Here is a 22055-nt window from a genome sequence, read left to right as displayed (position 1 = left end):
GAGGTACTACCCTATGGCATTACAGGAAAAACTGATCAACTCTCTGGGCAGTTTCGCCACAAAGTTCAACAGTTATCGCTATATCATGGCGATAAAGTCCGCCTTCATCACCTTAATGCCGGTCATCATTGTTGGCGCATTTTCGGTGCTGATCTCCAACATGGTGCTGGATCCGAAAAACGGCTTAGCCAGCTTTGAGTCGCTTTCGTTTCTCGCCGCGCTGAAACCGATCACCAGCGCCCTGAACTACGCCACGCTCAACTTCCTCAATATCGGGGCCGTGTTCCTGATCGGCATTGAGCTGGGACGCATCAACGGCATTAAGTCGTTGTTCCCGGGGCTGCTGGCGGTGATCTGCTTTATCTGCGTCACCCCGACCACCGTTGAGATGATGGTCGATGGCGAAATGCACATGGTAAAAGATGTGCTCCTGCGCCAGTTCTCGGATACCCGCAGCCTCTTCCTCGGCATGTTTATCGCCATCCTGTCGGTGGAGATCTACTGCTGGCTGGAGGGGCGCCCGGGATTGAAAATCAGAATGCCGGACACCGTGCCGCCAAACGTCTCGGCCTCGTTCTCGGCCCTGATCCCAGCGATCATCACCACCACTACCATTGCCACCTTCGGCTTTGTCTTCCATCAGCTCACCGGCATGTATCTCTACGATGCGGTATACCAGGTGGTGCAGCAGCCGCTTGAGCGGGTAGTGCAAAGCCTGCCGGGGATCCTGCTGCTGATGTTCGTGGCCCAGCTCTTCTGGGTGATAGGGATCCACGGCAACCAGATGATCAAACCGATCCGCGAGCCGCTGCTGCTGGGGGCGATCACCGTCAACATGAGCGCCTTTGAGCAGGGGAAAGAGATCCCGAACATCATCACCATGCCGTTCTGGGATGTCTATATGAGTATCGGCGGCTCGGGTCTGACCATCGGCCTGCTCATCGCGGTGATGATCGGCACCAAACGCAAAGAGATGAAGGAGATCGCCAAGCTCTCCATCGGCCCGGGGATCTTTAACATCAACGAGCCGGTGATCTTCGGTATGCCAATCATGCTCAACCCGATTCTGGCGATCCCGTTCATCATCACCCCGCTGGTGACCGGCACCATCGGCTACTTCGCCACCGTCACCGGCTTTGCCGGCAAAGCGGTGGTGATGGTGCCCTGGACCACGCCGCCGCTGATCAACGCCTGGCTTTCTACCGCCGGGTCGATGGGCGCGGTCGTAACCCAGCTGGTCTGCATTATCACCGCCGTACTGATCTATCTGCCGTTTGTGAAGATCGCCTCCCGCCGGGCAGAGCAGGCCGCGATGCAGGCCGCGAACCAGGAGGCGACGAATAACGCATGAGCATTAAACAGATGACTATCCCCGAGGGGTTTATCCTTGGGGCCGCGGCCTCCGCCTGGCAAACCGAGGGCTGGAGCGGCAAAAAAGCCGGGCAGGATTCCTGGATCGATCTCTGGTACAAAAACGATCGTCAGGTATGGCACAACGGCTACGGCCCGGCGGTGGCGACCGACTTTATCAACCGCTTCCGGGAAGATGTGGCGCTGATGAAGCAGGCCGGGCTGACCCACTACCGCACCTCCATCAACTGGTCGCGTTTTCTTACCGACTACGAAAACGCCACCGTTGATGAGGAGTACGCTGCGTATTACGACGCCCTGTTTGCCGAGATGCATCGTCAGGGCATTGAGCCGATGATCTGTCTCGAACACTACGAGCTGCCGGGTACGCTGCTGGAAACCTACGGCGGCTGGGCGTCGAAGCATGTGGTCGAGCTGTTCACCCGCTATGCTGAACAGGTCTTTGCCCGCTATCACCATGTGGTGAAGCGCTGGTTTACCTTCAACGAGCCGATAGTGGTGCAGACCCGAGTATACCTCGACGCCCTGCGCTGGCCTTATGAACAGAACACCCATACCTGGATGCAGTGGAACCACCACAAAGTGCTGGCGACGGCGAAGGTGGTGAAGCTGTTCCGCGAGAAGGGCTACAGCGGCAGCGTAGGCTGCATTCTCAATCCGGAAGTCACTTATCCTCGCTCCCGGGCCGCCCACGACATAAAGGCTGCGGAGATCTACGATCTGTTCTACAACCGGGTGTTCCTCGATCCGCTGGTGCATGGACGTTATCCCCAGGAACTGTTCACCCTGCTGGAAAAACATCAGGTGCGGTGGGAGTACAACGACGACGAACTGGCCCTGATTGCGGAGAACACCGTCGATGAGCTGGGGATCAATCTCTATTACCCGCATCGGGTGAAGGCGCCGTCCCGGGCCTGGCATCCCGAGACGCCGTTCCATCCGGCATACTACTACGAGCCGTTTGACCTGCCGGGGCGAAGGATGAACCCCTCCCGCGGCTGGGAGATCGCCCCGCGCATCATCTACGACATGGCGATGCGCATCAAAAACGACTACCGCAATATCGACTGGTTCGTGGCCGAAAGCGGGATGGGGGTGGAAAACGAAGGCCAGTACCGTAACCGCGATGGCATCATCGAGGACAACTACCGCATCAACTTTATCAGCGAACACCTCTATTACACGCTGCTGGCGCGGGAGGAGGGGGCCAACTGCCACGGTTACATGCTGTGGGCCTTCACCGATAACGTCTCGCCGATGAACGCCTTTAAGAACCGCTACGGCCTGATTGAGATCGATCTGGCGGACAACCGCGCCCGACGCCCCAAAAAATCGGCCAGCTGGTTCCGGCAACTGCGCGATAAGCGCGTGCTGACCCTGACCATTGATGATGAATGGAAGTAGGCGAAGAGTGAGCCGCTTCTGGTAACATAGGGCACAAACTGGCCGGGAAGCTGCCCGGCCCGTGCATTAACTCTCAGTACAGGTGATAACGTGGATAAGGCTGTCGTCCCGGCGGAAAAGAAGCAGTACCAGGAGATTGGCGAGGATTTACGCGCCCAGATCGTCCAAGGGCACTATCCCGTGGGCTCACGTCTGCCGCCGGAGCGCAACATTGCGGAAACCTACGGCGTCAGCCGTACCATCGTGCGTGAGGCGCTGCTGATGCTGGAGCTACAGGGCACCGTGGATATTCGCCAGGGTTCCGGCGTCTACGTGATGCGCATTCCTGAAGAGCATGAGAACGAGGAAGAGCGCTTCTTTCACAGCGACGTTGGCCCGTTCGAGATTTTGCAGGCGCGCCAGCTGCTTGAAAGTAACATTGCCGCCTTTGCTGCGAAGATGGCGACCCGGGCGGACATCGATAACCTGCGCCGCATCATCGAGCAAGAGCAGCGGGCGATCGCCGCCAACGATAACAGCCAGGACAACAATAAAATGTTCCATCTGGTGCTGGCGGGGGCAACGCAGAATCAGATGCTGCTGGGCACCGTCGAAAGTATCTGGCATCACATGGACAGCAGCCCGCTCTGGCAGCAGTTCAACGCCCATATCGCCAGCCGGGCGTATCGCCTGAAGTGGCTGGGCGACAGACAAACCATCCTCGCCGCCCTGCGCCGTCGTGACGTGATGGGTGCCTGGCAGGCGATGTGGCAACATCTGGAAAATGTCAAAAAGAGCCTGCTGGAGCTCTCCGACGAGGACGCCCCGGACTTTGACGGCTACCTGTTTGAGTCGGTACCCCTTTTCCAGGGGAAACTGATGTGATTATTCAACCGCTGTACGCCGCCCCGCATCACGCGGAGCAGGTGATTGACTGGCTGTGGCAGGCCTTTGGTGACGGCCTGTCGCGTGACTTTTTTGCCAGCGTCGTGACCTATAGCCAGACCCCCGGCGCGCTGCCGCTCACCTTTATTGCTACCGAAGGGAAACGCCTGCTCGGCACGGTGGGGTTATGGCGCTGCGATCTGATTACCCGTCAGGATCTCCATCCCTGGCTGGCGGCGCTGTACGTGGACGACGCGGCGCGCGGACAGGGACTGGCGGGGAAGTTACAGCGGCACGTTCAGCGCTACGCCGCAGAGAGCGGCTTTAGCGAACTGCATCTCTGGTCTGCCTGCCGCGATTTTTATGAGCGCTACGGCTGGCATTACATCGGTGACGGTCTGGAGTACCCGGACAAAACCGTCCACCTCTACCGCTATTCGCTGGCGGACTCTGCCGGCGGCACAACGGAGTGACGACGCACCAGCGTCGGGCTGAATAGGTGGGTGATCTCCGGCGGCTGGCGTTTATCCGCCAGTGACAGCGCCAGCTCCGCCGCCTGGGTCGCCATGGTGACGATAGGATAGCGCACCGTGGTCAGGCGCGGCCGCACATAGCGCGAAATAAGAATGTCATCGAAGCCAATCAGCGAAATATCCCCCGGCACGTCAATGCCGTTATCGTTCAGCACACCCATCGCCCCGGCGGCCATCGAGTCGTTGTAACAGGCGATCGCCGTAAAGTTACGCCCCCGTCCCAGCAGCTCGGTCATCGCCTGCTCGCCGCCGCGCTCGTCAGGTTCACCATAAGTGACCAGGCGATCGTTGCAGGGCAGGTCATTCTCACGCAGCGCATCGTAATAACCCTGCAGCCGATCTTCGGCATCCGAAATGGGGTGGTTGGAGCAGAGATAGCCGATACGGGTATGCCCCTGCTGGATCAGATGGCGGGTAGCAAGCCAGGCGCCGTAGCGATCGTCCAGCGCCACGCAGCGCTGTTCATAGCCGGGAATAATGCGGTTCACAATCACCATGCCGGGGATCTGCTTCATCAGATGGACTAACTCGTCATCCGGCAGCTTTTTGGCATGCACCACCAGCGCCGCGCAGCGGTGGCGGATCAGCTGCTCAATCGCCTGACGCTCTTTCTGCTCGTTGTGGTAGCCATTGCCGATCAGCAGAAAATTACCGGTCTGGTAGGCGACCTGCTCGACGGCTTTGACCATCGCGCCGAAAAAGGGATCGGAGACATCGCCCACCACCAGCCCGACGGTATCGGTAGATTGCTGAGCCAGCGCCCGGGCGTTGGCGTTGGGGTGATAGTTCAGGGATTCCATGGCGGTCAGCACCGCCTGGCGGGAGGTTTCACTGGCTTTCGGGGAGTTGTTGATCACACGTGAAACCGTGGCGACGGAAACACCCGCCAGTCGGGCCACATCCTTTATTGTCGCCATTCTCTACCTTCTTGTTAGGGTAAGCGTTTACACACTCAATAGTGTTGCGGAAAAGTGAGGCGTATTCAAGCGCAGGGCGGTGAGGCAATTCACAAAGGTGAGAAACGCTGGCGGAAATGGTGTAATCGTTACACAGCGAAGCGTGACAGAAGAGGGTGAATTTGAATCATTGGTTACACTTTGCCTCAGGCTGTTGCGATTGTCTGCTGGCAGGGGTTTGGGCCGCGTTGCTACATTTGAGATCCCAGAGGTATTGATAGGTGAAGTTGACCCCGGGTTAACTGACACGCTTTACACCAGCCTGCGTTCTTACGCAGGTTTTTTTTTGCTTGTTGTTCAACATGTAACAGCCAGGGAGAAAATTCACACCTGGTTGCACTTCGGCTCATTCCCTTGCTTTTTTGCGCTGGTGAAGTCGAGGGCCCGGAGCCACAATCAAGATCCCAGAGGTATTGATTGGTGAGAATTCTTAGTACGTACTGCGTACTCATCTCTTGCACCAACCTGCGCAGATGCGCAGGTTTTTTTTTGTCCCTATCCGGTTGTCGCTCCCACCGCACTTCTCGTGTAATCTGCCACAATTTACCGTAACCCGGCTAATTGAAAAGCAAAGGGAGTTGAAATGCTATTTGGGTTTTTCCGCACACTGTTTCGTATCCTCTTTCGCGTCCGTCTGACTGGCGACACCCAGGCTCTGCACGCTGAACGCGTTATTATTACCCCCAACCATGTCTCTTTTATTGACGGCATTCTGCTGGCGCTGTTTTTACCCGTGCGCCCGGTCTTTGCGGTCTACACCTCCATCAGCCAGCAGTGGTACATGCGCTGGCTGTCGAGCGTGATTGAGTTCGTTCCGCTCGATCCCACCAAACCGATGATGATCAAACATCTGGTGCGTCTGATCGGGCAGGGACGCCCGGTGGTGATCTTCCCGGAAGGGCGCATCTCCATCACCGGCTCGCTGATGAAAATTTATGACGGCGCGGGCTTTGTGGCGGCGAAATCGGGCGCCACTGTAGTGCCGGTGCGCATTGAAGGCGCGGAGCTGACCTTTTTCAGCCGCCTGAAAGGGCTGGTGAAGCAGCGCCTGTTCCCGCGGATTACCCTGCATCTGCTGCCGCCAACCACCTTGCCGATGCCCGACGCACCCCGCGCCCGCGACCGACGTAAGATTGCCGGGGAGATGCTGCATCAGATCATGATGGAAGCTCGCATGGCGGTGCGTCCGCGTGAAACGCTGTATGAGTCGCTGCTGACGGCAATGTACCGTTATGGCGCGAACAAAAACTGTATCGATGACATCAATTTTGCGCCTGATACTTATCGCAAGCTGCTGACCAAGACGCTGTTTGTCGGCCGTATCCTTGAGAAATACAGCCAGCAAGGGGAGAAGATTGGCCTGATGCTGCCGAACGCCGGGATCAGCGCGGCGGTGATCTTTGGCGCCGTCTCCCGCGGTCGTGTCCCGGCCATGCTCAACTACACCGCAGGGGTGAAAGGGCTCAGCAGCGCTTTCACCGCCGCGCAGATCAAGACTGTCTTCACCTCACGCACGTTTCTCGATAAAGGCAAACTCTGGCATCTGCCGGAGCAGCTTACTCAGGTACGCTGGGTCTTTCTGGAAGATCTTAAGGCGGAGGTCACCCTCGGCGATAAGCTGTGGATCTTTGCTCACCTGGTGATGCCGCACCTGGCGCAGGTTAAACAGCAGCCGGAAGATGCCGCCGTGATCCTCTTTACCTCCGGCTCGGAGGGGAACCCGAAAGGGGTGGTTCATAGCCATAAAAGCCTGCTGGCTAACGTCGAGCAGATAAAGACCATCGCCGACTTCACCGCCCGGGATCGCTTTATGTCGGCGCTGCCGCTGTTCCACTCCTTTGGCCTGACGGTGGGACTGTTTACGCCGCTGCTGACCGGTGCCGAAGTATTCCTCTACCCGAGCCCGCTGCACTATCGCATCGTGCCGGAACTGACCTATGACCGTAACTGCACGGTGATCTTCGGCACCTCGACCTTCCTTGGCAACTACGCCCGTTTTGCCAATCCGTATGATTTCCATCGCGTGCGCTACGTGGTGGCCGGGGCGGAAAAATTGCAGGAGAGCACCCGCCAGCTGTGGCAGGACAAATTTGGTCTGCGCATTCTGGAGGGCTACGGCGTCACCGAGTGCGCGCCGGTGGTCTCTATTAACGTGCCGATGGCGGCCAAACCGGGAACGGTAGGACGCATTCTGCCGGGAATGGATGCCCGTCTGCTCGCTGTGCCGGGCATTGAAGAGGGCGCACGTCTGCAGCTGAAAGGGCCGAACATCATGAACGGCTATCTGCGGGTGGAAAATCCGGGCGTGCTGGAAGCGCCAACGGCGGAAAACGCCAACGGCGAGGTGGAGACCGGCTGGTACGACACGGGCGATATCGTGCGCTTCGATGACCAGGGCTACGTGCAGATCCAGGGGCGGGCGAAGCGCTTCGCCAAAATCGCCGGTGAAATGGTCTCGCTGGAGATGGTGGAACAGCTGGCACTGGCGGTATCCCCTGACAAAATGCACGCCACTGCGGTGAAGGCCGACGCCAGTAAAGGTGAAGCCCTGGTGCTCTTTACCACCGACAGCGAGCTGAAACGCGATCTCCTTCTGCAACATGCGCGCGCACATGGCATCCCTGAGCTGGCCGTGCCGCGTGATATTCGTTATCTCAAGCAACTTCCGGTGCTGGGCAGCGGTAAGCCGGATTTTGTCACCCTGAAAGGCATGGTTGAACAGGCGGAGCCGCATGATGAGTGAGTCAGTACCCACTAACACATCCATCTGGTCGAAAGGGATGATGGCGGTTATCGCCGCCCAGTTTCTCTCTGCCTTTGGTGATAACGCGCTGCTGTTTGCCACTCTGGCGCTGCTTAAATCCCAGTTTTACCCGGACTGGAGCCAGCCGATCCTGCAGATGGTGTTTGTGGGCGCTTACATCATTTTTGCCCCTTTTGTTGGCCAGGTGGCGGACAGCTTCGCCAAAGGGCGGGTGATGATGTTTGCCAACAGCCTGAAACTGCTGGGAGCGGCGAGTATCTGCTTTGGCGTCAATCCATTTGTGGGCTATACGCTGGTGGGCGTCGGGGCGGCAGCCTACTCCCCGGCCAAATATGGCATTCTCGGTGAACTCACCACCGGCGATAAGCTGGTGAAAGCCAACGGGCTGATGGAGGCCTCCACCATTGCGGCGATCCTGCTGGGCTCGGTAGCCGGCGGCGTGCTGGCCGACTGGCACGTACTGGCGGCGCTGGGGGTTTGTGCCGTGGTGTATGGCGGGGCGGTGATCGCCAACCTGTTTATCCCGAAACTGCCGGCGGCGCGTCCGGGGCAGTCCTGGCGCTTTACGCCGATGACCGCCAGCTTCTTTAACGCCTGTCGCGTGCTGTGGCGTAACGGCGAAACCCGTTTCTCACTGATGGGCACCAGCATGTTCTGGGGCGCAGGGGTAACGCTGCGCTTCCTGCTGGTGCTCTGGGTGCCGACGGCGCTGGGCATTACCGATAACGCCACGCCGACCTATCTCAACGCCATGGTGGCGGTGGGGATCGTGCTGGGCGCGGGAGCCGCGGCGAAGCTGGTGACGCTGCAAACCGTCGCCCGTTGCATGCCTGCCGGGGTCCTGATCGGCCTGGTGGTGCTGATCTTCGCCCTGCAACATGCGCTGTTGCCTTCCTATGCGCTGCTCTTCCTGATGGGGATCTGCGGGGGCTTCTTCGTGGTGCCGCTGAACGCGCTGCTCCAGGAACGCGGGAAGCATACCGTCGGCGCGGGAAATGCCATCGCGGTGCAAAATCTCGGCGAAAACGCCGCCATGCTGCTGATGCTCGGTCTTTACTCGCTGGCGGTGAAGGTGGGCGTACCTGTGGTGGGCATTGGCGTCGGGTTTGGCGGACTGTTTGCGGTGGCGATAGCGGCGCTGTGGGTGTGGCAGCGTCGGCGATGATGTGGTGGCGGCTACGAAATCCGCCTTTGACCTTGTAGGCCCGGCAAGCGAAGCGCCGCCGGAGCGACTTGTCGGGTGACGGCTTCGCCTTACCCGACCTGTGAAACTAAAAAGGCAACTGTCGTTGCCTTTTTGCGTTTATTACGGCGCCGGATAGGTATACACCTGATGCACCGCCTCAATCTCCGCTAACACCTCTTCGCTCAACTCCAGATGGAAGCTTTCGATATTTGTTTTCAGCTGCTCCATGGTGGTCGCGCCCAGCAGGGTGCTGGCGACAAACGGCTGACGGCGCACAAAGGCCAGCGCCATCTGCGCCGGATCGAGCCCGTGACGTCTGGCGATATCGACATAGGCCGCCACCGCTTTTTGCGTCTGCTCGCCGCTGTAACGGGTAAAGCGGCTGAACAGGGTATTACGTGCCCCCGCCGGTTTTGCACCGTTAAGATACTTACCGGTCAGCGTACCAAAGCCCAGACAGGAATACGCCAGCAGCTCAACGCCTTCATACTGGCTCACTTCCGCCAGACCCACTTCGTAGCTGCGGTTCAACAGGCTGTACGGGTTCTGAATGGTCACGATACGCGGCAGGTCGTGCTTGTCCGCCAGGTGCAGATAACGCATCACGCCGAAGGCCGTTTCGTTAGAGACGCCAATGTAGCGGATTTTGCCCGCGCGCTGGCACTCGGTTAACGCTTCCAGGGTCTCCAGCAGCGTGACAACAGGGGCACTGTCGCTCCAGCTGTAGCCCAATTTGCCAAAGCAGTTTGTTGCGCGCTGCGGCCAGTGAACCTGATAGAGATCGAGATAATCGGTCTGCAGACGCGTCAGGCTGGCGTCCAGCGCGGCGCGGATGTTTTTACGATCGAGGACCTGATTCGGACGGATGCCGCTGTCGTTATTGCGGGAGGGGCCGCTGACCTTGGAGGCGACAATCAGCTTTTCGCGATTACCGCGCTTTGCCAGCCAGTTACCGACGTAGGTTTCAGTTAATCCCTGCGTTTCCGGACGCGGCGGCACCGGGTACATTTCCGCGACATCAATCAGGTTAATGCCCTGGCTGACGGCGTAATCGAGTTGTGCATGGGCATCGGCTTCGCTATTTTGTTCACCAAATGTCATCGTGCCCAACCCCAGTTGGCTTATCTCAAGAGCGCTATGGGGGATACGGTGATAATGCATAGCCGGCTTCCTTATTTGACATGTTATCTGCGTCAGGAAATTCCCGACAAAGGACTATAAACATGACAGAGGGGAAGGGAAAAATCAAAAGGCCAGCAAGCCGCTGACCTTTATTATTATCTTTCTATAATCTGTGAAACTTCGTCGCGGTTAATCTGCATATTGTTACCCTGCTGATCGCGGTAGCTGACCAGCCCGGTATCATCGTCGACTTCGGGTTTGCCGTCGGTCAGAATCATACGACCATCTTTGGTCGCCATGACGTAGTCGCTGCTACAACCAGAAACGGCAAACGCTAAACCAACTGCCGAGATTATCACTGCCCATTTCTTCATTCTTGTTACCTCCGCCTGGCTCGTGTTAGTTATCAGTGTAGTAATAACTCTGCCGTTGTTTTTCTGAAAGTGGTCAATTCTGAAAAAACAGGGAAATATGTGATAAAAAGCAACATTCTGGCTAAAAAGTCAGGTATTCAAAAGAAAGTGACGTGCCAGCAACGCGCCCGTGAAGTTTTTTTTCAAATAAAAGCCCCGGGGCAGGGTGAGGATCGGTTCTCCGCGTGCGCCGATGGCCTCGGTGAGCGCTTTACTGTTTGCGGCTTTTGGCCGTAGCTGGAGCACCTCGCCGTGGCGGGCAGTGATGCGCTCAACCTGACCCAGGACGATCATGTCCATCAACTCCTCCCAGTCCAGACGCAGCTGACGATCCTCTTCTTCGTTCGGGCTCCAGATCAACGGCGCCCCGACGCGACGGGCGGCCAGTGGGATCGCACGATCCCCCTCAACCGGGATCCACAGCACGCGTTTCAGCTTATGCCGCACATGACTGCTCTCCCACGTGATCCCCGTATTGCCGGTTAACGGCGCCACGCAGACAAACGTTGTCTCCAGGGGCCGGCCTGCACTGTCGATAGGGATGGTCTTGAGCTCTACCCCTAAGGCGGCAAAATCCTGTTCAGGCTTACTGCCCGCGCTGGCACCCAGCCACAGCTCCAGCAGAACGCCTGTCCAGCCTTTATCGCGCTTAAGATCGGGCGGAATGGGCAGGCCTGCCAGGGCAGCGAGTTCACCCAGCGAATAGCCCGCCAGACGCTGCGCTTGTTGCAGTAACACCGCTTCTGTAGCAGGAGGCGAAGAGAGGGGAGCGAGGGGAAGCATGGTAATTGCCTTTTGGTTAAAAAATGAACAGCAGTTTTCCACCGCACAGAGAGAGTTTATCTTTTTCTTTTTGCATGTGCCAGGTTAATGATTTATATGTATTTTTATGGCCATTTTCCCCTGCGCTGCCGGTCGGTTATCCAGGTTGTCCAAATCTGGTCACTGACAATAAACAGGATCTTACACCCAGTTATCCACAGAAAAATGGGATAACTGGGAATAACCCCCACTACTGTTTCCATTTACAGCCTTGACGCGCGACGAAAATCGAAAATTCAGACAAAATGTGCCTAACTTATTGGCACAATCTGTGGATAAAACCGACGTTGCTCGATCTTTCATCAGCACAACGATCTTTCAGGTGACCTGCATCACACAATGCTGTGCATTTCACAGATAATCTCATTTAAACTAATGAAAAATAGAGAGTTGTAAAAAACGCTAATCTCTGCAATATTCAGAGTGCTCTGGGTTGTCCATCGGTAATTCCATACTTCTTCACAACTCTATCCACAGAAAAAGTGTATAAAATTGCCCTTCCGGGCGGTCATCTGTTTATAACTCCGATGATAATTGTGAGTTATTCAAATGTTATTCGGCTCCAGGCCCGAAAGAGAGTGGTTTACCGCCTCACTGGAGTGTGAAACAATCATTTATATATAAGGTTTAGTTTGGGGTAGTCCGGTGATTGATGACGATGGCTACCGCCCGAATGTAGGTATCGTAATTTGTAATCGCCAGGGGCAGGTCATGTGGGCCCGGCGATATGGTCAGCACTCCTGGCAATTTCCCCAAGGCGGGATTAACCCTGGAGAGTCCGCAGAGCAAGCGATGTATCGGGAGCTGTTCGAAGAAGTTGGCTTAAGCCGCAAGGATGTTCGCATTCTGGCTTCGACCCGCAACTGGTTGCGTTACAAGTTACCGAAGCGTTTGGTGCGTTGGGACACAAAGCCGGTATGTATCGGCCAGAAACAGAAATGGTTTCTTCTGCAATTGGTGAGCAGCGATGCGGATATCAATATGCAAACCAGCAGCACGCCTGAGTTTGATGGCTGGCGCTGGGTCAGCTACTGGTATCCCGTTCGGCAGGTCGTGTCGTTTAAGCGCGATGTTTACCGCAGGGTGATGAAAGAGTTCGCAAGTGCCGTGATGATGCTTCAGGAGGTTCCTCCTAAGCCCCAGAGCGCACCTGCCTGGCGACGTAAAAGAGGTTAAGCTACGCACATTATGCTCACCCGCCTGCGCGAAATAGTCGAGAAGGTGGCCAGTGCCCCACGGCTCAACGAGGCGCTGGATATTCTGGTCACTGATATCTGCCTTGCGATGGAAACCGAGGTCTGTTCGGTCTATCTGGCCGACCACGATCGCAGGTGTTACTACCTTATGGCCACGCGCGGATTGAAAAAACCGCGTGGTCGTACCGTTGCGCTGGCGTTTGATGAAGGCGTAGTGGGTCTGGTCGGGCGTCTGGCCGAACCCATCAACCTTGCCGATGCGCAAAAACACCCTAGCTTCAAATATATCCCCTCCGTAAAAGAGGAGCGTTTTCGCGCCTTCCTGGGCGTACCGATCATCCAGCGTCGTCAGCTGCTGGGCGTGCTGGTTGTGCAGCAGCGCGAACTGCGTCAGTACGACGAAAGCGAGGAGTCATTCCTCGTTACGCTGGCCACGCAAATGGCGGCTATTCTCTCCCAGTCCCAGCTCGCGGCACTGTTTGGTCAGTACCGGCAGACGCGCATTCGCGCCTTGCCTGCCTCGCCCGGCGTCGCGATCGCCGAAGGCTGGATGGACGCCACGCTGCCGCTCATGGAGCAGGTTTACGAAGCCTCCACGCTGGACACCGCCCTTGAGCGCGAACGTCTGACCGGCGCGCTGGAGGAGGCTGCCAACGAATTTCGCCGCTACAGCAAGCGCTATGCCGCAGGTGCGCAAAAAGAGACGGCAGCGATCTTCGATCTTTATTCACACCTGTTGTCTGATGCCCGGCTGCGTCGGGAGCTGTTTGATGAGGTCGACAGGGGCTCGGTGGCGGAGTGGGCCGTCAAAAAGGTCGTCGAAAAATTCGCCGAACAGTTTGCCGCCCTGACCGATGGCTATCTGAAAGAGCGTGCCGGGGATCTGCGTACCTTAGGTCAGCGTCTGCTGTTCCATCTCGATGATACCATTCAGGCTGCCAATACCTGGCCGCCGCGCTTTGTGCTGGTCGCGGATGAGCTTTCCGCCACCACGCTCGCAGAGTTGCCGCAGGACAGACTGGCCGGGATCGTGGTTCGCGACGGCGCCGCCAACTCCCATGCCGCCATTATGGTGCGGGCGCTCGGGATCCCGACCGTAATGGGGGCCGATATTCAGCCCTCTGCGCTGCACCGCCGAACGCTGGTGGTGGACGGTTATCGCGGCGAGCTGCTGGTCGATCCTGAACCGGTACTGTTGCAGGAATATCAGCGCCTTATCAGCGAAGAGAACGAGCTGAGCCGTCTGGCGGAAGACGACGTCAACCAGCCTGCGGCGCTGAAAAGCGGTGAGCGCATTAAGGTAATGCTCAATGCCGGGTTAAGCCCGGAACATGAAGAGAAGCTCGGCAGCCGTATTGATGGTATCGGTCTCTACCGCACCGAGATCCCGTTCATGCTGCAAAGCGGCTTCCCCTCTGAGGAGGAGCAGGTCGCGCAGTATCAGGGCATGCTGCAGATGTTCAACGACAAGCCGGTGACGTTACGTACGCTGGACGTTGGCGCAGATAAGCAACTGCCGTACATGCCCATCAGCGAAGAGAACCCTTGCCTGGGCTGGCGCGGGATCCGCATTACTCTCGATCAGCCGGAGATCTTCCTGATCCAGGTGCGCGCCATGCTGCGTGCCAATGCGGCGACCGGTAACCTCAGTATTTTGCTGCCGATGGTCACCAGTATTGATGAGATCGATGAAGCCCGCCGCCTGATCGAGCGTGCCGGACGAGAAGTCGAAGAGATGATCGGCTACGAAATCCCGAAGCCGCGCATTGGCGTGATGCTGGAAGTCCCGTCGATGGTCTTTATGCTCCCGCAGCTGGCCACGCGCGTCGACTTTGTTTCGGTGGGCACCAACGACCTGACCCAGTACATGCTGGCGGTGGATCGCAATAACACCCGGGTGGCGAGTATTTACGACAGCCTGCATCCGGCGATGCTGCGCGCGCTGGCGATGATTGCCCGCGAGGCGGACGCCAACGGTATTGATCTGCGTTTATGCGGTGAGATGGCGGGCGACTCAATGTGTGTAGCGATCCTGATTGGTCTCGGCTTCCGCCACTTGTCCATGAACGGACGTTCCGTTGCCCGCGTGAAGTATCTGCTGCGCCATATCGACTTTGAAGAGGCTCAGCAGCTGGCGAAACGCAGCCTTGAAGCCCAGCTGGCAACGGAGGTGCGTCATCAGGTGGCGGCCTTTATGGAGCGTCGCGGCATGGGCGGGCTGATCCGCGGCGGACGTTAGGCACCAGGTATCCCTCAGCGTCTGCGCCGGGGGATACAAACCCCTATACACATCTTTTACATCTCTGGCGCAACCTCCACGCTCGCTTGTGCTATGATTCGCAACTTTGGAGCGCAGGGTACTCCTCTGCGCGCTTCTCTACCGCTGTCCACTTTCAGCGGAATAACAACATCTTGTGGTGACAGATGAACAGTGGCTATCTGCATTTTCCGGAGTTTGATCCGGTCATTTTCTCAGTAGGACCCGTCGCGCTGCACTGGTACGGATTGATGTATCTGGTCGGTTTCGTCTTTGCCATGTGGCTGGCTGGCCGTCGCGCCAAACGCCCGGGCAGCGGCTGGACCAAAGACGAAGTGGAAAACCTGCTGTATGCCGGTTTCCTCGGCGTTTTCCTCGGTGGGCGTATCGGCTATGTGCTGTTTTACAACTTCCCGGTCTTCCTGAACGATCCGCTCTACCTGTTCCGCGTCTGGGACGGCGGCATGTCCTTCCACGGTGGCCTGATTGGCGTCATTCTGGTGATGGTCATTTTCGCGAAGCGCACCAAACGCAGCTTCTTCCAGGTCTCTGACTTTATTGCGCCGCTGATCCCGTTCGGTCTGGGCGCAGGCCGTCTCGGTAACTTTATCAACGGCGAGCTGTGGGGCCGTGTCGACCCGAGCGTACCGTTTACTATGCTGTTCCCGCAGTCCCGTGCCGAAGATATGGCCCTGCTGCCGTCGCACCCGGAATGGCAGTCGATTTTCGACACCTACGGCGTCCTGCCGCGCCATATGTCGCAGCTGTATGAAATGGCGCTGGAAGGGGTGGTGCTATTTATCATTCTGAACCTGTTCATCCGTAAACCGCGCCCGACAGGCTCCGTCTCTGGCCTGTTCCTGATTGGTTATGGCGCGTTCCGCATTATCGTGGAATTCTTCCGCCAGCCGGATGCGCAATTTACCGGGACGTGGGTCCAGTACATCAGCATGGGGCAGATCCTCTCCATTCCGATGATCGTCGCGGGTATCGCAATGATGGTCTGGGCGTACCGTCGTCCACAGCAACAGGTCTCCTGAGGAATCATGAAACAGTATCTTGAACTGATGCAAAAAGTGCTCGATGAGGGCACGCCAAAAAACGATCGTACCGGTACCGGCACCCTCTCCATTTTTGGGCACCAGATGCGCTTCAACCTGCAGGAAGGCTTTCCGCTGGTCACAACCAAGCGCTGCCACTTACGCTCAATTATTCACGAGCTGCTCTGGTTCCTGCAGGGCGACACCAACATCGCTTATCTGCGCGAGAACAATGTCTCTATCTGGGACGAATGGGCAGACGAGAACGGCGACCTGGGCCCGGTATACGGCAAGCAGTGGCGCGCCTGGCCGACGCCGGATGGCCGCCACATTGACCAGATCACCACCGTGATGAACCAGCTGAAAAACGATCCCGATTCACGCCGTATCATTGTGTCGGCCTGGAACGTGGGCGAAATGGACAAGATGGCCCTGGCTCCGTGCCATGCGTTTTTCCAGTTCTACGTGGCGGATGGCAAGCTCTCCTGCCAGCTCTACCAGCGCTCCTGCGATGTCTTCCTCGGCCTGCCGTTCAACATCGCCAGCTATGCGCTGCTGGTGCATATGATGGCCCAGCAGTGCGACCTGGACGTGGGTGATTTTGTCTGGACCGGGGGGGATACCCACCTCTACAGCAACCATATGGAGCAGACCCATCTGCAGCTGACCCGCGAGCCGCGCGCGCTGCCGAAGCTGATTATCAAACGTAAGCCGGACTCCATTTTCGACTATCGCTTTGAAGATTTCGAAATCGAAGGCTACGACCCGCATCCGGGGATCAAAGCGCCTGTAGCGGTCTGATGCTGCAATCCTGACACAACCGGCGCACTCTGCGCCGGTTTTTTTACGCCTGTCGTTGTCTTTTGCGAGCCTGCTTCCGCGAGGATTGTAACGGGCTGCAATCCCTCATAAAGTGCGGAAAGCGCCTCGTAATTCGCTTAATGTCGCCTCGACCTGTTTCTTTCCCCCCGGCACACTGCCGCCATGAAAAAGGAAAAGGGGTTTACCCTCATGGAAATGCTGATCGCCCTCTCGCTCATCATGACGCTGAGCGCTGCGGGGCTGTACGGCTGGCGATCCTGGCTGCAGCAACAGCAGCTATGGCAGACGGCGCGTCAGGTGCGTGATTTTCTGGTGGTGCTACGCAATGATGCCTGGCGAAATAACCGCGACCATATCGTCACACTCAAACAGGACGGCACGCGGTGGTGCCTGTTAAAGACGGGGATTCCTGCGTGTGAGGCGGACAACGCCTTTGTGCTAATCCCACAGTGGGCGGATATCAGCCTTACCGAGTTAACGCCGGGGTTGGGATTTTACGGTTTGCGGGATACCGCCTGGGCCGGAAGGGTGCGTCTGCAAAGCCAGGCCGGCGAGTGGCTTATTCTCATCTCCTCATGGGGACGTATTCGGATGTGCAACGGCAAGGGAGCGTTCGCATGCCGGTAAAGCAGCGGGGATTTTCCCTCACGGAAGTGCTGATCGCGATGGCAATAAGCAGCGTGCTGCTGTTAAGCGCAGCGCGGTTTTTGCCCGCGCTACAGCAGTCAGTCACGCGGCTCACGAAACAGCAGGAGCTTGAAGAAGAGCTTTGGCTACGCATAACCACTATCGGTAAACATCTGCAGCGGGCGGGGTATTGCGCGGGCGAGTGCACTGGCGAGGCGTTAAAAGTGGGGCAGGGTGGTGAATGTGTCATTGTGCAGTGGGACGAAAACAGCAGCGGCCGCTGGGAAACCTCCCCGCCTGCCGCGGCGGAACAGACCGGGTTTCGCCTGAACGGCGGTGCGCTGGAAACAGTGCGCGGCGCGACACAGTGTGAAGGTAAGGGGTGGGAGAGAATAACCGATCCCGACCGGATCACGGTCCTGCGTTTTCAGGTGCAGCGCATTGCCCGCGCAGGCTTTGCCCCGGAGCTGAGTCTGATGCTGGCGGCCGCCGTCAACGGAGAGCATGACGACGGCGTTGAGGTGCGCCACATCGTTACCGGGTTTAATTTATGAGCCGCGAGCGGGGAATGTCATCGCTGGCGCTGGTGCTCCTGCTGTTAATTCTGGGTAGCCTGATGCTGGCGGGACTTAACCAGCAGCTTGACGCGCTGCTGCGTATCGTCAGTGCAGAACGCCAGACGATACAGCATCAGGCTGCCGCCCAGTCAGCGCTGGAGTGGGGAAGAACGCTCGACTGGCAAACGCAGGTGGACTACGCGTGCCAGCAGCATCCTCTGCAGCCCTGGCGAGTCTGTTTACGTCTGACCGGGGGGCGCGCACTGCTTATCGCCAGCAGTGACAGCATCACGTTGTGGCGTCTGGGCGAGGTAAAGACAGACGGCGTACATTTTTTGCCCCACGGCTGGAGCGATTTTTGTCCCCTGAAGGAGAGGGCGTTATGTCAGCCACAATAGCCAGACAGAAAGGGTTCAGCATCGTGGAGGTCCTGCTGGCAATGGTGCTGATGGTCATGGTCGTCACCGCGCTGGCGGGTTACCATCGTGTTTTAGCCAGTCGGTTTGTCACGCTTGAGCAGTATCGCCAGCTCTGGCGTCATGCTCAGACACTGTCCCAGCTGAGCGCCGGGGATGCGCCTGGCGGCTGGCAGGTAAACAGGATGCAGACAACACAGGCTGGATGTGTCAGCATCTCGGTCAAACTTATTTCTCCTCTGGGTCGGCAGGGTCAAATGACACGCCTGCACTGCCCGGTTAGCCAGTAGTTGGAGCAGCAATGTTAAGGGTCTACCACTCAAACCGTCTTGATGTGCTGGAAGCACTGATGGAATTTATTGTCGAGCAGCAGCGGCTCGACGATCCCTTTGAACCAGAGATGATCATGGTTCAGAGCACCGGTATGGCGCAGTGGTTACAGATGTCCCTTTCACAGAAGTTTGGTATCGCCGCCAATATTGATTTCCCGCTGCCGGCCAGTTTTATCTGGGATATGTTCGTCCGCGTACTGCCGGAGATCCCAAAACAGAGCGCATTCAGCAAACAGAGCATGAGCTGGAAGCTGATGTCGCTGCTGCCTGAGATGCTGACCCATGATGAGTTTGTCATGCTGCGCCACTACCTGAACGACGATACCGATAAACGGAAGCTGTTCCAGCTGGCGTCGCGTACGGCGGATCTCTACGACCAGTATCTGGTCTATCGGCCGGAGTGGTTAACGCGCTGGGAGGCGGGCGAGCTTGTCGACGGTCTTGACCAGGCGCAAATCTGGCAGGCGCCGCTGTGGAAAGCGTTAGTCGCCCATACTGAGGCGCTGGGCCAGCCGCAGTGGCACCGCGCAAATTTATATGAGCGTTTTATCGCGACCCTGGAGTCCGCCTCTGAGACGCCTGCCGGTTTGCCGTCCCGGATCTTTATCTGCGGAATATCCGCACTGCCGCCGGTCTACCTGAAAGCGCTGAATGCCCTGGGCAGGCATATCGACATTCATATTCTCTTCACCAACCCCTGCCGCCATTACTGGGGAGATATTCAGGATGCCCGCTGGCTGGCCCGCATGGTGACGCGCCAGCGTCGTCGCCTGTTTGACGACGGCACGGTACCGCTGTTTAAAGACAGCGAGACGGCCTCTGAACTCTTTGACGAACAGGGGATCCAGCACTTGCCGAATCCGCTGCTCGCCTCCTGGGGCAAGCTGGGGCGCGACTATATCTATATGCTCTCGGAGCTGACCGCCTCCGGGGAAGGGGATGTCGACGCCTTTGCGGATATCACCCCGGACAGTTTGCTGCATAACATACAGCGTGACATTCTGGAGCTGGATAACCGCGCGGTAACAGGCATCACCGCTACGGAGTTTGCCCGCAGTGACAGCAAACGCCGGCTCGATCCTGACGATCGCAGCGTGACTGTTCACCTGTGCCATAGTCCGCAGCGAGAAGTGGAGGTGTTGCACGACAAACTGCTGGCGATGCTGGAGGAGGATCCGCAGCTGACGCCGCGCGATATCGTGGTAATGGTGGCGGATATCGACAGCTACAGCCCCTATATCCAGGCCGTTTTTGGGAGTGCGACGGGCGACCGCTACCTGCCATTTGCGATATCAGACCGTCGTGCGCGTCAATCGCACCCGGCCCTGCAGGCGTTTGTCAGCCTGCTCTCCCTGCCGGACAGCCGCTTCGTCCCGGAAGATGTGCTGGCCCTGCTGGATGTCCCGGTCCTGGCGGCTCGTTTTGATATTGACGAGGAGGCGCTGCGCTACCTGCGCCAGTGGGTTAACGAGTCGGGCGTGCGCTGGGGCATGGACGATGACAACGTGCAGGAGTTTGAGTTGCCCGTCACCGGCCAGCACACCTGGCAGTTTGGCCTGACGCGTATGCTGCTCGGGTACGCCATGGAGAGTAGCCAGGGGGAGTGGAATGCCGTGCTGCCTTATGATGAGTCCAGCGGCTTAATTGCCGAGTTGGTCGGGCATCTGGCGTCACTGCTGATGCAGCTTAACCGCTGGCGTCGGGAGCTGATGAAAGCCCGCCCGCTCGACGAGTGGATGCCGGTATGTCGCGAGATGCTCAATGATTTCTTCCTGCCGGATCAGGAAACCGAAGCGGCGATGGCGTTAATCGAGCAGCAGTGGCAGGCGATCATCGATGAAGGGATCTCCTCGCACTATGGTGAAGCGATCCCCCTGTCGTTGTTGCGGGATGAGTTAACCCTGCGTCTCGACCAGGAGCGTATCAGCCAGCGTTTTCTCGCCGGGCCGGTAAACATCTGCACCCTGATGCCGATGCGCTCCATTCCGTTTAAGGTCGTCTGCCTGCTGGGCATGAACGACGGTATTTACCCGCGCGCGCTGGCGCCGCTGGGCTTTGATTTAATGAGTCAGAATGCGCAGCGCGGCGACCGCAGTCGTCGCGATGATGACCGCTATCTGTTCCTTGAGGCGCTGATCTCCGCGCAACAGCAGCTCTATATCAGCTATATCGGCCGCTCTATCCAGGATAACAGCGAACGGTTCCCCTCCGTGCTGGTGCAGGAACTGGTGGACTACATCGGGCAAAGCCACTACCTGCCGGGAGATGAGGCGCTCAACTGTGATGAGAGCGAAAAGCGCGTAAAAGCGCATATCACCTGTTGTCACAGCCGTATGCCGTTTGATGCGGAGAACTACAAAGCTAACGAGCAGCAGAGCTATGCCCGGGAATGGCTGCCCGCCGCGAAACGGGAGGGCGTAGCCCATGGCGACTTTATCCAGACGCTGAAGCCGTTAGCGCTTGATACCGTTCCCTTTGAACAGCTTCAGCGCTTCTGGGCGCACCCGGTGCGGGCGTTTTTCCAGATGCGGTTGCAGGTTAACTTCCGCTCCGAAGAGAGCGAGATCCCGGATGCCGAGCCGTTTACGCTGGATGGCTTAAGCCGCTACCAGCTCAATCAGCAATTGCTGAATGCGCTGGTGGAGCAGGAAGATGCGCAGAAGCTGTTCCGTCAATATCGCGCGGCAGGTCAACTGCCCTATGGCGCCTTCGGCGAGATCGTCTGGGAGGCTCAGTGTCAGGAAATGCAGGCCCTGGCTGGTCGGGTGATTGAGTGCCGTCAGCCGGGTACGAGCATGGAGATCGATCTCAATTGCAACGGTGTGAATCTGACGGGATGGCTACAGCACGTGCAGCCCGACGGGCTGTTGCGCTGGCGACCGTCAATGCTCAGCGTTTCGCAAGGTTTGCAACTTTGGCTGGAACACCTTGTCTACTGTGCGAGCGGTGGCGAAGGTGAGAGCCGGTTATTTGTCCGCAAAGAGGGTGAATGGCGCTTCCCGGCGCTCTCTGCTGAACAGGCCATGAACTATCTGTCGCAGCTGGTTGAGGGTTACCAGCAGGGGATGAACACGCCGCTGCTACTGCTGCCAGAAAGTGGGGGGGCATGGATTAAAACCTGTTATGACGCCACAAATGATGCCATGTTAACGGATGAGGCGACCCTGCAAAAAGCGCGCAGCAAATTTTTGCAGGCCTACGAAGGCAACATGATCGTCCGCGGGGAAGGTGACGACGTCTGGTATCAACGTCTGTGGCGAACCCTTGAACCTGAGTACTTCGAGGCCATCACCAACGAGGCCCGACGCTACCTGTTACCGCTGTATAAATTTAATCAGTCCTGACGCCTGTATAAAAATTGCACGGATTTGGG

19 protein-coding genes are annotated in these 22055 nt (G+C 57.8%); 15 read left to right on the top strand and 4 right to left on the bottom strand.

Features of this window, described 5'->3' with window-relative positions; all coding sequences use genetic code 11:
• Positions 1-13 precede the first annotated feature (13 nt).
• From GNG26_RS17995 to GNG26_RS17980, 4 genes are all read left to right on the top strand, one after another.
• Complete coding sequence (locus tag GNG26_RS17995) at positions 14-1351, top strand: PTS sugar transporter subunit IIC (RefSeq protein WP_114385825.1); 1338 nt, start codon at positions 14-16, stop codon at positions 1349-1351.
• A complete protein-coding gene (locus tag GNG26_RS17990; protein ID WP_114316874.1) occupies positions 1348-2775 on the top strand; it encodes a glycoside hydrolase family 1 protein in 1428 nt (475 codons plus the stop codon). Before GNG26_RS17995 ends, GNG26_RS17990 begins: the two co-directional genes overlap by 4 nt.
• Positions 2776-2865: 90 nt before the next feature.
• Complete coding sequence (locus tag GNG26_RS17985) at positions 2866-3639, top strand: FCD domain-containing protein (RefSeq protein ID WP_114316875.1); 774 nt, start codon at positions 2866-2868, stop codon at positions 3637-3639.
• A complete protein-coding gene (locus GNG26_RS17980) occupies positions 3636-4112 on the top strand; it encodes a GNAT family N-acetyltransferase (RefSeq protein ID WP_103822742.1) in 477 nt (158 codons plus the stop codon). Before GNG26_RS17985 ends, GNG26_RS17980 begins: the two co-directional genes overlap by 4 nt.
• Here GNG26_RS17980 and galR read toward each other — a convergent pair.
• Positions 4073-5089: an HTH-type transcriptional regulator GalR gene (gene galR, locus GNG26_RS17975; protein WP_103822741.1), complete on the bottom strand. Its 1017-nt coding sequence runs from the start codon at positions 5087-5089 to the stop codon at positions 4073-4075. The genes GNG26_RS17980 and galR overlap by 40 nt on opposite strands.
• 622 nt (positions 5090-5711) lie before the next feature.
• Here galR and aas point away from each other — a divergent pair.
• Together aas and lplT are read left to right on the top strand one after the other, a co-directional pair.
• Positions 5712-7871, top strand: a complete 2160-nt coding sequence (gene aas / locus GNG26_RS17970) for a bifunctional acyl-ACP--phospholipid O-acyltransferase/long-chain-fatty-acid--ACP ligase (RefSeq protein ID WP_156239700.1) — start codon at positions 5712-5714, stop codon at positions 7869-7871.
• Positions 7864-9057, top strand: a complete 1194-nt coding sequence (gene lplT / locus GNG26_RS17965; RefSeq protein WP_114388371.1) for a lysophospholipid transporter LplT — start codon at positions 7864-7866, stop codon at positions 9055-9057. The genes aas and lplT overlap by 8 nt, the downstream gene beginning before the upstream one ends.
• A 141-nt stretch (positions 9058-9198) precedes the next feature.
• Here lplT and GNG26_RS17960 read toward each other — a convergent pair whose 3' ends face one another.
• From GNG26_RS17960 to mutH, 3 genes are all read right to left on the bottom strand, one after another.
• On the bottom strand, positions 9199-10239 hold the full coding sequence (locus GNG26_RS17960) for an NADP(H)-dependent aldo-keto reductase (RefSeq protein WP_103180970.1): 1041 nt from the start codon (positions 10237-10239) through the stop codon (positions 9199-9201).
• Positions 10240-10355: 116 nt separating this feature from the next.
• Positions 10356-10574, bottom strand: a complete 219-nt coding sequence (locus GNG26_RS17955) for a YgdI/YgdR family lipoprotein (RefSeq protein WP_039029896.1) — start codon at positions 10572-10574, stop codon at positions 10356-10358.
• Positions 10575-10703: 129 nt separating this feature from the next.
• Positions 10704-11396 carry a DNA mismatch repair endonuclease MutH gene (mutH, locus tag GNG26_RS17950; RefSeq protein WP_103822739.1) on the bottom strand — a complete coding sequence of 231 codons (693 nt, stop codon included), beginning with the start codon at positions 11394-11396 and terminating at the stop codon, positions 10704-10706.
• 684 nt (positions 11397-12080) lie between these two features.
• Here mutH and rppH point away from each other — a divergent pair.
• From rppH to recC, 9 genes are all read left to right on the top strand, one after another.
• On the top strand, positions 12081-12611 hold the full coding sequence (gene rppH / locus GNG26_RS17945) for an RNA pyrophosphohydrolase (RefSeq protein ID WP_103180968.1): 531 nt from the start codon (positions 12081-12083) through the stop codon (positions 12609-12611).
• Between the two features lie 12 nt (positions 12612-12623).
• Positions 12624-14870 (top strand): phosphoenolpyruvate--protein phosphotransferase, encoded by a 2247-nt coding sequence (gene ptsP, locus GNG26_RS17940; protein ID WP_103822738.1) that lies wholly within the window; start codon positions 12624-12626, stop codon positions 14868-14870.
• A 185-nt stretch (positions 14871-15055) separates the two neighbouring features.
• Positions 15056-15928 (top strand): prolipoprotein diacylglyceryl transferase, encoded by an 873-nt coding sequence (lgt, locus tag GNG26_RS17935; RefSeq protein WP_103180966.1) that lies wholly within the window; start codon positions 15056-15058, stop codon positions 15926-15928.
• 6 nt (positions 15929-15934) lie between these two features.
• Positions 15935-16729 carry a thymidylate synthase gene (gene thyA / locus GNG26_RS17930; RefSeq protein WP_156239699.1) on the top strand — a complete coding sequence of 265 codons (795 nt, stop codon included), beginning with the start codon at positions 15935-15937 and terminating at the stop codon, positions 16727-16729.
• A gap of 183 nt (positions 16730-16912) precedes the next feature.
• A complete protein-coding gene (locus GNG26_RS17925; RefSeq protein WP_156239698.1) occupies positions 16913-17377 on the top strand; it encodes a prepilin peptidase-dependent protein in 465 nt (154 codons plus the stop codon).
• The gene (locus tag GNG26_RS17920) at positions 17368-17931 is read left to right on the top strand and encodes a prepilin peptidase-dependent protein (RefSeq protein ID WP_114385831.1); all 564 of its coding nucleotides are present in this window, start codon (positions 17368-17370) and stop codon (positions 17929-17931) included. The genes GNG26_RS17925 and GNG26_RS17920 overlap by 10 nt, the downstream gene beginning before the upstream one ends.
• Positions 17928-18332 carry a DUF2509 family protein gene (locus tag GNG26_RS17915; RefSeq protein WP_156239697.1) on the top strand — a complete coding sequence of 135 codons (405 nt, stop codon included), beginning with the start codon at positions 17928-17930 and terminating at the stop codon, positions 18330-18332. Before GNG26_RS17920 ends, GNG26_RS17915 begins: the two co-directional genes overlap by 4 nt.
• The gene (locus GNG26_RS17910) at positions 18317-18640 is read left to right on the top strand and encodes a prepilin-type N-terminal cleavage/methylation domain-containing protein (protein WP_114316883.1); all 324 of its coding nucleotides are present in this window, start codon (positions 18317-18319) and stop codon (positions 18638-18640) included. Before GNG26_RS17915 ends, GNG26_RS17910 begins: the two co-directional genes overlap by 16 nt.
• Positions 18641-18651: 11 nt before the next feature.
• A complete protein-coding gene (recC, locus tag GNG26_RS17905) occupies positions 18652-22026 on the top strand; it encodes an exodeoxyribonuclease V subunit gamma (protein WP_156239696.1) in 3375 nt (1124 codons plus the stop codon).
• Positions 22027-22055 lie beyond the last annotated feature (29 nt).

Source organism: Leclercia sp. J807, from assembly GCF_009734465.1.
Classification (GTDB): domain Bacteria; phylum Pseudomonadota; class Gammaproteobacteria; order Enterobacterales; family Enterobacteriaceae; genus Enterobacter.
The sequence above is the reverse complement of the archived record's forward strand: the minus strand, read 5'-3'. Positions and strand labels throughout refer to the sequence as shown.